Annotated in this window: 10 protein-coding genes and 2 pseudogenes; 8 read left to right on the top strand and 4 right to left on the bottom strand. The window is 58.6% G+C overall.

Annotated elements, in window-relative coordinates; genetic code table 11:
- The first annotated feature begins 287 nt into the window (after positions 1-287).
- Positions 288-2,714, top strand: coding sequence for an alkaline phosphatase family protein (locus tag BM205_RS04080; RefSeq protein ID WP_092412856.1), 2,427 nt, complete (start codon positions 288-290; stop codon positions 2,712-2,714).
- Positions 2,715-2,975: 261 nt separating this feature from the next.
- Positions 2,976-3,545, top strand: a pseudogene (locus BM205_RS24735) (cytochrome-c peroxidase); the annotation flags it as partial.
- Between the two features lie 124 nt (positions 3,546-3,669).
- On the opposite strand, the pseudogene BM205_RS24740 reads toward BM205_RS24735, so the two are convergent.
- From BM205_RS24740 to pip, 3 genes and pseudogenes are all read right to left on the bottom strand, one after another.
- Positions 3,670-3,771: pseudogene (locus BM205_RS24740) on the bottom strand (hypothetical protein); the annotation flags it as partial.
- A 373-nt stretch (positions 3,772-4,144) separates the two neighbouring features.
- Positions 4,145-4,642, bottom strand: coding sequence for a hypothetical protein (locus BM205_RS04090; protein ID WP_092412858.1), 498 nt, complete (start codon positions 4,640-4,642; stop codon positions 4,145-4,147).
- Between the two features lie 73 nt (positions 4,643-4,715).
- Positions 4,716-5,702 (bottom strand): prolyl aminopeptidase, encoded by a 987-nt coding sequence (gene pip / locus BM205_RS04095; protein ID WP_092412860.1) that lies wholly within the window; start codon positions 5,700-5,702, stop codon positions 4,716-4,718.
- A 196-nt stretch (positions 5,703-5,898) separates the two neighbouring features.
- On the opposite strand from pip, the gene alaC reads away from it, so the two are divergent.
- From alaC to BM205_RS04120, 5 genes are all read left to right on the top strand, one after another.
- Positions 5,899-7,092: an alanine transaminase gene (gene alaC, locus BM205_RS04100; RefSeq protein ID WP_092412862.1), complete on the top strand. Its 1,194-nt coding sequence runs from the start codon at positions 5,899-5,901 to the stop codon at positions 7,090-7,092.
- Between the two features lie 319 nt (positions 7,093-7,411).
- Positions 7,412-8,686, top strand: coding sequence for a type VI secretion system-associated FHA domain protein TagH (gene tagH / locus BM205_RS04105; protein ID WP_092412864.1), 1,275 nt, complete (start codon positions 7,412-7,414; stop codon positions 8,684-8,686).
- Positions 8,679-9,503 (top strand): PP2C family protein-serine/threonine phosphatase, encoded by an 825-nt coding sequence (locus BM205_RS04110; protein ID WP_092412866.1) that lies wholly within the window; start codon positions 8,679-8,681, stop codon positions 9,501-9,503. Before tagH ends, BM205_RS04110 begins: the two co-directional genes overlap by 8 nt.
- A 108-nt stretch (positions 9,504-9,611) precedes the next feature.
- Positions 9,612-11,141, top strand: a complete 1,530-nt coding sequence (locus BM205_RS04115) for a serine/threonine protein kinase (protein ID WP_254783737.1) — start codon at positions 9,612-9,614, stop codon at positions 11,139-11,141.
- Between the two features lie 24 nt (positions 11,142-11,165).
- Positions 11,166-11,633, top strand: a complete 468-nt coding sequence (locus tag BM205_RS04120; protein ID WP_092412870.1) for a TssQ family T6SS-associated lipoprotein — start codon at positions 11,166-11,168, stop codon at positions 11,631-11,633.
- A gap of 21 nt (positions 11,634-11,654) precedes the next feature.
- On the opposite strand, the gene BM205_RS04125 is transcribed toward BM205_RS04120, so the two are convergent.
- Complete coding sequence (locus BM205_RS04125) at positions 11,655-12,572, bottom strand: LysR family transcriptional regulator (protein ID WP_092412872.1); 918 nt, start codon at positions 12,570-12,572, stop codon at positions 11,655-11,657.
- A 146-nt stretch (positions 12,573-12,718) separates the two neighbouring features.
- Here BM205_RS04125 and BM205_RS04130 point away from each other — a divergent pair, with 146 nt between their 5' ends.
- Positions 12,719-14,029: an SGNH/GDSL hydrolase family protein gene (locus BM205_RS04130; RefSeq protein WP_254783738.1), complete on the top strand. Its 1,311-nt coding sequence runs from the start codon at positions 12,719-12,721 to the stop codon at positions 14,027-14,029.
- Positions 14,030-14,050: the final 21 nt, after the last annotated feature.

Here is a 14,050-nt window from a genome sequence, read left to right on the forward strand (position 1 = left end):
TACGGCGGCATTTATTCTACACATAAGCCACAGAGCCTATGCGCTATAGCATGTCGCCGGCATTTTCATGACTTACTTTTTTCCGAACGCAACACACTAATTCGTCCGACGCAATGGACGGCCGACTCTACTAAACGGTTTGTTGTTTTTAGAGAACCAGAAATTTCTGACATCAGGAAGTCATATTTCCAAATGACAATAGAACGCTGTTTGAACGCATACCGGTCGCACCTGGCGCCCATGCACTTTTAGCCGACTAACCATCATCCCAATCACAGGATAATTCCATGAAACTTCGTTCCCTGGCGCTGGCATGCGCAACGCTGGCCTATCTGAGCGGCTGCAGCGGCGGTGGCAGTAGTTCGTCCAGCGCCGGCGGCGCCACGGTAAGCGGCGTTGCGGCGAGCGGTAAAGCACTGGCTGGCGTGACTGTCACCATCACTGACAGCAGCGGCCAGAATATCCAGACAGCACTCACCGATGCCAACGGCAATTTCACGCTGGCGCTCAAAGGTACGGCACCCTTCATTTTGACGGCGCCATTCAACGATGCCGACGGCAGTGCCGCGACGCTGTCTTCAGTCATCAATCCGAGTTCGACGCAGGCCAGCGCAGGCAATACCGTGCGAGCCAATCTCAACCCGCTGACCTCGCTGATCACCCAGCGCGTACTCGGCCTGATCCCGAACGGCAGCCCGACTGCGGCGCAAATCGGTGCCGCCAACATCAGCACCGCCAGCATATCGCAGGCGGTCAGCGACGTCGCCCTGCCACTGCAACCCTTGTTTACTGCGCTTAACGTCCCTGCCGCTGAAACCGGCGACCCGATAGGCAGCACCGCGTACCAGGCCACCGCCAGCGACCCGCTCGACAATCTGTTCGATCTGGCGCACTTCACCGTACATACCGGCCAGATCGCCGTCGGCGTCGATGCCAATCGGGCGGTCCTGACGATTCCTGCCACCGGCAACGTCGGCAGTGCATTGCCAGCCACCGCGATCCAGTCCGTGGTGGCGCTGAACAACGGGCCGACCATCACGCCGATCCAGAACGTCATCGTAATCGTCGGTGAAAACCAAACCTTCGATGCGGTATTCGGGGCTTATCAACCGCCTCAGGGTCAAACCGTGAAGAATCTGTTATCACAAGGGATTATCAACGTCGACGGCAGCCCCGGCCCGAACTTCAACCTGGGGCTGCAAAACCAGGGCGCAACCCAGACCGCTTATACGCTTAACCCTACCCGCGCCAGCGCTTACGCCACATTGCCGCAGCCGACTGCGATTGGCGAACTCACGCCGCCGACCTTCCAGGATCCGGGCGGCGTACCGGATACCCGCTTCCCGGGGAATCTGCCGAGCGGGCCGTTCCAGCTCACCAAATATGTCCCTTACGGCACCGCCAGCACCGCCCAGACCGGCGATCCGGTGCATCGTTTCTTCCAGATGTGGCAGCAAACCGGCGGCGACAATTCCAAGCTGGATCTGTTCACCTGGGTCGCGGCCAGCGTCGGCCAGGGTGGCGACACCAAGGGCATCACTCCAGGCAATCCAGGACAAGGCGGCGAGCTGATGGGTTTCCTTAACATGGCCAGCGGCGATGCCCCTTTCTTCAAATCGCTGGCGCAGCAATATGCCCTGAGCGACAACTACCATCAAGGCATCATGGGCGGTACCGGCGCTAACTTCTTCACCATCGCTACCGGCGACCTGCCGTACTTCAATACCGGCGGCACCGCTGGCGCCCCACCGGCGAATCAGATCGAGAATCCGAATCCATTGGCGCAAACCGCGAATTTCTATGCGCAAGACGGCTACCAAGGCGGTTCCTACGTCAACTGTTCCGATGCGGGCCAGCCTGGCGTCGGCGCCATCCTGAATTTCCTGAACGGCAAAAAGGTCAAGAGCAATTGCGACGCCGGCAAATACTACCTGGTCAACAATTACAATCCAGGCTACAGCATGAACGGCACCGTGCAGCCTATCGGCCCCAACAATTACAACTACCCGCCGCAAACCGTACCGACCATCGCAGAAGGACTGGCGAAGAAGAACGTTGGCTGGAAGTGGTACACCGGCGGCCGCGAGATAGCGGATGTGACCGCCGATGCCGCCGCCTTGGGATTTCCTGTAGCGATTGCGCAAGCTGCTCAATACAACGCCATCGGCGACCCGCTGGTGGCATCCAGCAACGTCATGAACAGCAACCTGAAATCCAGCCTGGCCGGCCTCACGACATTCTATAACGACGTCGCCAAAGGCACGTTGCCGTCAGTATCGTTCGTGGTGCCGAAGAACCTCGACAGCGGCCATCCCGGCTATTCCGCTCCCGCTCGCTACGAAGCGTTTCTGCAAGACCTGATCGCCAAGGTCAAAGCCAACCCGACGTTGTGGGCCCATACCGCGATCCTCGTCACCACCGATGAAGGCGGCGGTCATTTCGATACCGGCTACATCCAGAACGTCGACTTCTTCGGCGACGGTCCGCGCATTCCGTTCCTGCTGGTATCACCTTACGCCCGCACCGGCTTCATCGATCACACCTACTACGATCACTCCTCGGTATTGAAATTCATCGAACGCAACTGGCGCCTGCCACCGCTTTCACCACGTAGTCGCGATAACCTGCCCAATCCAGTCAGCGTCGCGGCCGATCAATACCGTCCGGTAAACACCACCGCAATCGGTGACCTGATGGCCATGTTCAATTTCTAAGCTCCATCAATTGGGGTCAGAGTCGAATTAATTACGCAATTAATTCGACTCTGACCCCAATTAATTCTACTCTGATTAATTTATTAAAATGGATTGAGAGATTTGGATAGCAATCATCGTTGGCTTGCCGGTGCAGGGCTGCTGGCTGCCGTGCTGCTGGGCGGCTGTCACGACGCGGAGACGCCGGCGCGGGATGCGTCTGCACATGCTGTGGCGCCGTCGGCCGGTACAGCTCCGGCCGAGACGACGCCGTCCTTGAAGATGTGGGTGCGTTACCCCGAGCCGCCGGCTGCCCTGAGCGCGGCGGCGAGTTTGGGCAAGCAAATATTCTTCGACCAGTCATTGTCGACTTCGGGAAAAATGTCTTGCGCCACCTGCCACAGTCCTGATCATGCTTACGGACCGCCTAACGGCCTGGCGGTGCAACTTGGCGGCGCCGACATGCAGCGGCAAGGCACGCGTGCCGTGCCGTCGTTGCGCTATCTGGGCTTCACCCCGAAATTCACGCGCCACTACTATGTGCCAGGTCCGGACGAGACCGAGGACGAAGGCCCTACCGGTGGCTTCACGCGCGATGGCGCGGTCGATTCGCTGCATGAGCAAGCATTGATTCCGCTGCTCAACATCAATGAAATGGCCAACCCGAATCCGGCCGCTGTGGTCGCCAAACTGCAAAACACCAGCTATGTCGAGGATTTCCGGCGCGTCTATGGCGCCGACATTTTCGATCATCCAACGGCAGCGCTGGAAAAAGCGACGCTGGCGCTGGAAGCATTCCAGACCGAAGACCCGAGCTTCCATCCGTACACCAGCAAATTCGATGCGGCAATGGCTGGCAATGCCGACTTCACACCGGCCGAATTGCGCGGTTACGGTTTATTCAATAATCCCAACAAAGGCAATTGCGCCAAGTGTCACGTCGATACCCCCGGGCCGGGAGGGCGGCCGGCCCAGTTCACCGATTTCGGCTTCCAGGCGCTGGGGGTGCCGCGCAATCCGGAGATCGCAGCGAATCGCAATGCGAAGTATGTCGATCTCGGTATGTGCGGCCCCGCCCGCAAGGACATGGCGCAGGAAGCGGAGTACTGCGGCATGTTCAAATCACCTACCTTGCGCAATGTGGCGACGCGCGAAGTGTTTTTTCATAACGGCCGCGTCCATACGCTTGACGACATGATGCATTTTTATGTGGAGCGCGATACCGATCCAGGTAAGTGGTATCCTAAGGTAAACGGCAAGATAGTGAAGTATGACGATCTGCCTGCACGTTACCGCAGCAATATCGATACCTTGGATGCCCCGTTGAACCGCAAGGCAGGCTCTGCGCCCGCTCTGAATGACGAGGAAATCGGCGACCTCATCGCTTTCCTTAAAACCCTCGATGACGGCTACTCAGCCAAATCCGGCGCCGCACGCAACAATTAGGAAATTCACGGCGCCAACGGATAGGGTGACTTGTTGTCGCGCGGCGTGCGCAGGTTGACGATCACCCGTTCGACGTCTGGCTCGGCACGGACAAAAGCCTCCAGCGCCGCCGCATCGACAGACTGATCCGTGCTGCAACCCTCGACCCATACAAAGCGCCGTTGAAACGTCAGCCACAGGCTGCTATTGCGGGCGAAACCAGGCTCGGCAGCGAAATGCGCCTGTACCGAGCGGGAAATGGGTGCATCGTAAAGATAAGAGTTTGGCTTGTCGCACTGGCCGGCAAGCCAGCAACTGGTGCCGCGTTCACTGCGCCAGTGCGTCTCTTTGCGCATCTCCTGCTCGCTGAGCAACGGCCCTAGCGGTACCGGACAATCCGGCACGGCGCTACGCACCTGGATGAAAGGGTCGTTGAACCAGTTTTTCAGGGTTTCGCCGTAAGCCGGGAACAAGGCAGGCAGCACCACCAACGACACGCGGAGAAAACGAGGCAAGCGTGGCATACCGATCCTCCTGAACAAACCGTAGTCGGCCCGCAGTCATACCGGGGGCAGGTCGCCCCCCGGCCGGATTTCGCTATCCGGCGAACTTGTCCGTGGCGCGGATCAGTTGATGCAAGATCCCCGGTTCGCTATACGCGTGCCCGGCATCAGCAACGATGTGCAGTTCCGCTTCCGGCCAGGCCTTATGCAACGCCCATGCTGTTTTCGGCGTGCAGCAAACGTCGTAGCGGCCTTGCACGATGACGCCGGGTATACTCCGCAGCTGTTGTACATCGCGCAGCAACTGGCCGTCTTCAAAGAAGCAGCCGTGGGTGAAATAGTGATTTTCGATGCGGGCAAAGGCGATCGCAAATTCCGGCTCGTCGTGCGCTTGCGCCAATGCCGGATCGGGTATCAGTTTGACTGTACTGCCTTCCCACACGCTCCAAGCCTTTGCCGCCGCCAGCTTGGCGACTTCGTCGGTGCCGGTCAGGCGCCGGCTGTAGGCGGCAACCAGGTCGTCGCGCTCCGCCGGTGGAATCGGCGCCAGGAAATCTTCCCACATATCTGGAAACTGGCGCGAGGCGCCGTCCTGGTAATACCACTGAATTTCTTCGTGCGTCCCGGTAAAGATCCCGCGCAGCACCAGCTCGCTGACATGCTGCGGATGTTTTTCTGCGTAAGCCAGGGCCAGGGTACTGCCCCAGGAGCCGCCGAACACCAGCCATTTTTCGACGCCGGCCATTTCGCGCAGCCGCTCGATATCAGCCACCAGGTGCCAGGTAGTGTTGGCTTCCAGGTTAGCGTGCGGCGTCGAGCGCCCGCAACCGCGCTGATCGAACAGCATGATGCAATATTTTTCCGGATTGAACAGCCGCCGATGATCGGCATTGCAACCGCCGCCCGGGCCGCCATGCAGGAACACCGCTGGCTTGCCGTCCGGATTGCCGCACAATTCCCAATACACCTGATGACCGTCGCCCACGTCCAGCAAGCCGGATTTATAGGGTTCCAGCGGCGGGTACAGGCCCAATAATTGCGGGATGTCGGTTTGCTGCGCAGCGGGTTGGCTGGTTGTCATGGAATCGTTTCCTTGTGGGAGTCGGGTGGGAACAAGGATCATAAGCAAGTATCGCGATGACGTCCAGCGGATGGCTCGGCGGCCATTGCACACTCGCCCGATGTTCACTAGAATCAGTCTTGGAACATACCATGCAAATGGCAAAACCGTTCCAACGTCGCTCGGACGGTTCCGGGCGCTAACGTGAAAGAAAAACATGTCTGAATCCCCAGCTCCGCGCAGATTTTCGCGCATCGATCGCCTTCCACCCTACGTTTTCAATATCACCGCCGAACTGAAGATGGCGGCGCGCCGCCGTGGCGAAGATATTGTCGATATGTCGATGGGTAATCCCGACGGCGCCACGCCGCCGCACATTGTCGAAAAGCTGATCGAAGTATCGCAGCGTCCCGACACCCACGGCTATTCAGCCTCCAAGGGTATTCCCCGGCTGCGGCGGGCGATTACCCATTGGTACAAGAAGCGCTACGACGTTGAATTCAATCCGGATACCGAAGCGATTGTCACCATCGGTTCCAAGGAAGGCCTGGCGCATCTGATGCTGGCGACGCTGGATCGCGGCGACACGGTGCTGGTGCCGAATCCCAGCTATCCGATTCACATCTATGGCGCGGTGATTGCCGGCGCCGATATCCGTTCGGTGCGGATGAGTCCGGGGGTGGATTTCTTCGCCGAGCTGGAGCGGGCGATACGGGAAAGTTATCCGAAACCGAAAATGATGGTGCTGGGCTTCCCGTCCAACCCGACTGCACAATGCGTCGAGCTGGAATTTTTCGAGCGGGTAGTCAAGCTGGCGAAGGAGCACAACATCCTGGTAGTACACGACCTGGCCTACGCCGATATCGTATTCGACGGCTGGCGGGCGCCGTCGATCATGCAAGTACCCGGCGCGCGCGATGTGGCGGTGGAGTTTTTCACCCTGTCCAAAAGCTATAACATGGCCGGCTGGCGCATCGGGTTCATGGTCGGCAACAAGGAGTTGGTGGCGGCGCTGGCGCGTATCAAGAGCTACCACGACTATGGCAGTTTCACGCCGGTGCAGGTGGCTGCCATTGCAGCATTGGAGGGCGATCAGCAATGCGTCGAGGATATCTGCAAAAAATACCAGGGCCGGCGCGATGTGTTGGTGAAAGGCTTGCACGAAGCCGGCTGGATGGTGGATATTCCAAAGGCATCGATGTATATCTGGGCCCACATCCCGGAAGCGTACCGCCATCTGGGATCGCTGGAATTTTCCAAGCAATTGCTGGAAAAAGCCAAGGTTTGCGTCTCGCCGGGGATAGGCTTCGGTGAATACGGCGACGAGTACGTGCGGTTCGCCTTGATCGAAAACGAAGCACGGATCCGCCAGGCGATTCGCGGCATCAAGACCATGTTTCGCCAATCCTGAATGGAATAGAGCGACGCCCCCTCGGACGGGGCGTCGCGGCATCTTGTGGTTCCCCGCATTATTTTCCCCCGTTAGTTCTCCTCGCCATTTCCAAAATTGCATGCAACTCGCCGATCCGCTCTGCAGCTGACACAAAATGTCACTTCGAATGACAAGAGAGGGCAGCTTTGTTGACTGTACCTCGCAGAATTAACAGGTTTTTCGCGCCTCCCGGACCGATTTTCAGCTGGTATTTCTTGGGCATGGAACTTGCTGCCAAGCATGCAATGATTCCCTCAGGTAATTTGCGCAAATTATTGCGTTGCTGGAAACCCATCCAATGATAAAAATTAGTGTTGTTTCTTACAACAACGTCGCACCTGAAGCGCCCTTGTCAGCTGTATTCGGCCGAGAGCCAAAAACTCTCGGTCGCAGCGATGAGAATTATTTCGTCCTGGCCGATCCCAGGAATTTTGTATCGCGGACCCAGGCCGCTATCAAAAGTGATGGCGTCCGCCAAACGATCACCAATCTCAGCCGTGCCAATCCGATCTTGTTGAATGGACATGAGATCGATGCCGAGCGCGAATACGATTTGCAGATTGGCGATGAAATCCAGATCGGCCTGTATTTATTGCGCGCCGAAGCGCAGCTCAACTTAATGAAAGATAACCCTGACATGATCAATCAGCCAGGTCAGCCATCGACCAATCCAGCGCCTCGGGCAAACGGCGGTAAAGCCGGCGGCAACAAGCCTCTGTTGAGCGTTTCCGAGACGCGCCTGGCGGCGCTGGCGCAGTTGAACCTGGAATTGGCGGCTACCGCAAATGCTTCGCTGTCGACATCGTCCCACTCGCCGGCTGCATCGCTGCGCCCGGTGAATACGGTGCAACGGCCGGCCGCAAGTTCTGTTCCCGCTCCTGCACTTGCGTCTGTCCCTGCTGCAGTCAGCGCGAGCGACACCAGCACCTCGGCGACCGAGCCATCCGCATCCATCGAAGCATTGGTGCAGGCCTTCATGAAAGGTGCAGGCCTGCCGCTTGAAACGTTAACGCACGATTTGACGCCAGAGTTGATGGAAACCGTTGGCAAGTTACTGGCGACAGCCGTGCAAGGCACGATCGAGCTGAACGCCACCCGCGCGCTGGTGAAGCGCGAAGCGCATGCGGATGTGACCAAGGTAGTGGTGCGCAACAATAATCCATTGAAATTCTTTAACGACAGCCAGACTGTGCTGATCCAGATGCTGCGCAAGAAGATGCCCGGCTTCATGGGCGCCACCGAAGCCATGCAAGACGCTTACCAGGATTTGCAGGCGCACCAGGTCGGCGTGGTTTCCGGCATGCGTGCGACCATGAACGAGATGCTGCAGCGTTTCAATCCCGAAGTGATGGAAAAACGCCAGAAAAAAGGTGGCATGCTGGATACATTGCTGCCGGCGACGCGCAAGGCAAAGTTATGGGATGCCTATAACGAACGCTTCCAACGGATTATTGCGGAAGCCACGCAGGACGATTTCCAGGTTTTGTTTGGCAAGGCGTTTTTGCAGGCTTACGAAAGAAAAGTCGAGAAGCAGAGGAAAGAGATGCAGCACAAAGAGACGCAGCATGCCTGAACCGTCCTTACTCAGCGACACGGCAATTCCGGTCGTCCTGAGTTTGGCGCAACTAAGTCATGCCGGTGGACGGCAGGTCAATCAGGATTCCTGGGGCAGTGTGCTGCAGGATGACCTGGCCTGCATGATTGTCGCCGACGGTGTCGGTGGCGAGTACGGTGGCGAAATCGCCTCGAATGTCGTGGTCAATTCGATCATGGAAATGTTCGTGGAAGAAGCTTCTTTCGGTCCACGCGCGCTGCAGTCTTATATCGAGCATGCGGTGGCGCAGCTGCAGCGGCGTCAAGCGCAAATACCGCGTTTGAAAGACATGAGCTCGACTGTAGCGGTGTTGCTGATCGATCAAAAAAATCGTTGCGCGCTATGGGCCCATATGGGCGATACTCGCCTCTATCTGTTCCGCCAGGGCAAACTGCTGAGTGCCACCAGGGATCACAGCCTGATCCAGCAATTCGTCGATGCCGGCCATTGTTCAGCCGACCAATTGCGCCGGCATCCACGGCGCAGCATTCTGTCGGCTGCGGTCGGCGTGGAGGGCAGTGCGCCCGCCACGGTGACCCAAAGCGTAACCGAATTGCAGGGCCGTGACGCATTCCTGATCTGCACCGACGGTTTCTGGGAATGGATCAGCGAAGCAGAAATGGAGCAGGCGGCAATCCAGGCCGATTCTGCGCAAGACTGGCTCGACAGCATGCATGCGCTGGTAGAAAAGAACGGTAAGGCATCCAACGTCCCACTTGATAACTGTACTGCGTTTACAATCCGTGTAGCCGATCCTCGACCATCAGTGCCGTCAGCGTATTCAACGCCCCTTTAGCGTTGATCGCTGTCCAGAATAATATTACTTAAGTCGACCCAACTGCCTATGCCAAACGTCAAGCCGATTGATCAGCAAGAAATATCAGCAACAGCTGTCGAGAACTGCTTGCCTAAGGGCACCCGCCTGGCCGATTTTGAAATCATCGGCGTGATTGGCGAAGGCGGTTTCGGCATCGTCTACTTCGCCTTCGACAGATCGCTGCGCCGCATGGTGGCCATCAAGGAATACATGCCGGGCGCCTTTGCCGGACGCGGGCCGGACAAGAAGGTCGTGGTGCGCGCGCAGCGGCACCGCGAGACTTTCGCCATCGGCCTCAAGAGTTTCATCAAGGAAGCGCGCCTGCTGGCGCAATTCGATCACCCCGCGCTGATCAAGGTGTACCGGTTCTGGGAGCAGAATAATACTGCCTACATGGCGATGCGTTATTACGAAGGACGGACGCTCAAAAGCGTGGTCCAGAACTCGCCCGCACAGGTTACCGAAGCGTGGCTGAAGAGCATGCTGAAGCCGATGCTGGAAGCGCTCGACGCCATGTACCGGGTACAAATACTGCATCGCGACATCTCGCCTGACAACATCATGATCCAGAAGAACGGTGAAGCGGTCTTGCTGGATTTCGGTGCGGCGCGCCAGATTATCGGCGACATGACGCATTCGCTGACGGTCATCCTCAAACCCGGCTACGCGCCGATCGAGCAGTACGCCGACGACGCCATGATGAAGCAGGGGCCGTGGACCGATATCTATTCGCTGTCGGCGGTCATCTATTTTGCGATCGTCAAGACCGCGCCGCCGACTTCGGTCGCGCGCATGATCAAGGACCCGATCACACCTTTGCAGGATGGCCAGCACAGTGGATTCAGCAAAGAATTCCTGGCCGCCATCGACAAGGGCCTGGCGGTGAAGCCGGAAGACCGGCCGCAATCGATAGAAGAATTCCGCAAGCTGCTGGACCTGGAACTATCTGTGCCGATGCCGATGCCCGACAACGATGCCAGCAGCCCGGCCGCATTCCGCCCTCCAAGTCGCAAACCGGGCGAAGCGCCGGTAGTTACCAGCGGTAAGCGCAGGCGCAACAGATCTCCGGCCCCGCAGGCCAGCCTGCTGGATAAGCCGCTGCGAGCGCCGGGCTGGTGGCTGGTCGCTGCGGTAACTGTGCTGGGACTGGGCGCCTTTTTATGGCTCAAGCCGGCGCGGCTGCCGACAAGTGCCCCAGCTATTGCTGCGGCACGCGCACCTGTGGCAGCGGCCAAAGTCGCGCCAGCCGTATTGCCAGTGCCAAAGCTTGCAACGGCTCCGGCCGAACAGGCTCACGACAAAGTGGCGGTGCCGGACGGTAAAGGCGCGGTCACCGAGGCCAACGCGGCAGTTGCAGCCAAAGCGGTTGACGCCAAAGCCACTGAGGTAAAAGCCGTCGAGCCTACCGGCGTCGTCATGCTGACCATCAAACCTTGGGGCAAGGTGCTGGTTGACGGCAGCATGAAGGGTGTCAGTCCGCCACTGAAAAAACTGGTTCTGCCGGAAGGCAAACATCAGATCAAAGTGATCAATCCGAGTTTTCCGGATCGCCTTTTCGATATCGATGTCTCGCCGAAGAAATCACGGAATATCGACTATGATTTTTCGTCCCAATAAATGTAGCTTAGCCACGAATTCGTCATGACTCACTCTTTCTACCGTATCAGCGGCGCCGCCATGCTGGCTGCAACCTTTATGCTCGGCGGCTGCGACAGCCTCAATCCCGGGCAAAAGCCGGTGGCGGCCAATCCGACACCCAGCGCACCTGCGCCTGTGGCGGCGGTTGCTCCTGAACCGCCGGCGCCGCCAGCCGCATTGACCGATGGCATCGCCTTGTACAACAAGGGCAGTTACAGCGCCGCCATCAAACGCCTCGCCAACGCCCCGGACATCTGGTCGGCAGACATCTCGTTCCAGACTGAAGCCCTGAAAACCATGGCTTTCAGTTATTGCGTGACGTCTCGGAAGAAACTATGCAAACAGCAATTTGAAAAAGCGCTGAAGCTCGACCCCAACTTCGACCTGGCGCCCGGCGAACAAGGTCATCCATTGTGGGGTCCGGTATTCAAGCAAGCCCAGCGCGCGGTGGCAACCAGCGCCAGGAAATAAGATCCGGGATCCGATTTCCGGTTAACGTCCAAATACCGGTGCGGAGAATCCTGGCAGCTTTGGAATCCGCTCTACCATGAATTGCATGAAAACCGTGGCGCGCAAGGATTGATAGCGGCGCGACGGATACAGCAACGAGGCTTCCTGCCCCGACGCGCTCCATTCCGGAAGAATACGCTGCAACTGGCCCGATTCGAGCAGGTCGTGGACCAGCCAGGATGGACAGATGCCAAGACCGGCGCCCATCAGGAAACTCTCGCGTATCGCTAGCGAACTGTTGACCTGATAGCGACTCCGGGTGGCGATCTCGATCGTGCCGGCGGGACCGTTTATCTGGGTCACCTCACCATTCGCCGGCCGCGCGAAACCGATGTAGCGATGACTGGCCAGATCCTCGGGACACCGGATCTCCGGATGGCGCGCCAGATAAGCCGGCGCTGCCACCAGATAGCGCTCGGCGCTAGCGATCTTGCGCGCGATCATGTTGGGCGGCAGCTCGCCCGCTAGCCGTAACGCCACGTCGACGCCGTCTTCCACCAGGTCGACAAAGCGGTCATTCAATATCAGCTCCACCTCGATCTCGGGATACAGCGCCAGGAATTCCAGCACCAGCCCGTTGAGCCGCAATTGGCCGAGACCGAGCGGCGCATTGACGCGCAGCAGGCCGGTGGGTTTCTCGGTCAAGCCACGAGCATCGCTAACCGCTTCGTTGAATTCCTCCAGCACTCGTTTGGCGCGCGCGTAAAACCGCTTGCCCTGTTCAGTGGTGGTCAGGCTGGTAGTGCTGCGCTCCAGCAAACGCACTCCCATCTCCTTCTCTAGCGCGGCGATGGTTTTGCTGACGGTCGGTTGCGTGCTGTGCTCTTCGCGCGCTACCGCCGACAGGCTGCCGAGCTCAACTGCCCGCACGAAGCTGCGGATTGCCCTGATTTGATCCATGTCATTCGATTTTGGAATAAGTGATAGTTAATTATGGCCTCTACCATGCGCATTGGGAAGAATATATCTTGTTTGCATCGATGCCTTGTTTGTACTTGCTTGCGTTTGCTTGTACTGCATACTTAATCAACCAAAGGAGTTACTTCATGCGCTTTCCTATGAGCTATCCGAAAATCGCCGCGGCACTAACCCTGCTGTCGCTCCTGAGCATACCGCCTGTAACAACGCAAGCGGCTGAAACCGGCCGTGCTGCGCAGCACTGGACCGCCAGCTGGACTGCCAGCCCGCAACCGGCCTGGGAGGACGGTTTCGCCTTGGCGACCAACATCCCGGCCACCTTGTCGAACCAGACCGTGCGCCAGATCGTCCGCCTCAGCATCGGCGGCAAGCGCGCCCGGGTGGTGTTATCCAACGAATACGGCGCCACGCCGCTGACGATAGGTGCGGCGCATATTGCGCTGGCCGCATCGTCCGGTAGTAGCTCGGAAATCGTCGCCGGCTCGGATCGTGTCCTTACCTTCGGCGGCCGCGGCGAAGTAACGATTGCACCGGGCGCACCGGCCGTCAGCGATCCGATTGACCTGGCGCTGATGCCGCTAGCCCAGGTCGCAGTCAGTATCTTCCTGCCGCAGACGACGCCACTCGCCACCTTCCACTGGGAAGGCAAGCAGACCGCGTACATCGCACCCGGCAACCTGACAGCGGCGCCTTTGATCAAAACCGACCAGACCGTGGAAGCACGCCTGTTACTCAGCACGATTTTGGTCGACGCGCCGCCGGCATCACGCGTGGTGGCGGCCTTTGGCGATTCGATCACTGACGGCGCCGGCTCCACATCGAACAGCAATCAGCGCTGGCCTGATCTGCTGGCGCAGCGACTCGCCAAGCAACGGATCGCCGTGATCAACGCCGGCATTTCGGGCGCCAGGGTGCTGAGCGACAAGATGGGCGTCAATGCCCTGGCCCGCTTCGACCGCGATGTGCTGAATCAACCCAATGTAGATACTGTGATCCTGCTGATGGGCATCAATGACATCGGCTGGCCAAGCAGCAGCTTCACGCCTGATGATCCGGCTTTGCCCGCGGATCGGCTGATCGCCGCCTATCGGCAATTGATAGCGCGTGCACACATGCGTCATGTGCGTATCGTCGGCGGTACGTTGACGCCATTCGAGGGCGCACTGCAGGACACTGCCCTGAAAGGCTATTATTCCGAGGCCAAGGAACAGACCCGGCAGACGGTGAATCGCTGGATACGCAGCAGCGGCGAATTCGATGCGGTGATCGATTTCGACGCCGCGGTGAGAGATCCCGGGCATCCGCGACGCTTCTTGCCAGCCTACGATTCCGGCGATCATCTGCATCCCGGCGACCGCGGTTACCAAGCCATGGCGGATGCGATCGATCTGGGCACATTATTGGGCTCACGCCGATCGACAACGGTAAAGTCGAAATAGGTTAGTGGCTCTAATCGCCGT

It is taken from the genome of Collimonas sp. OK307 (assembly GCF_900113705.1).
Classification (GTDB): domain Bacteria; phylum Pseudomonadota; class Gammaproteobacteria; order Burkholderiales; family Burkholderiaceae_D; genus Collimonas.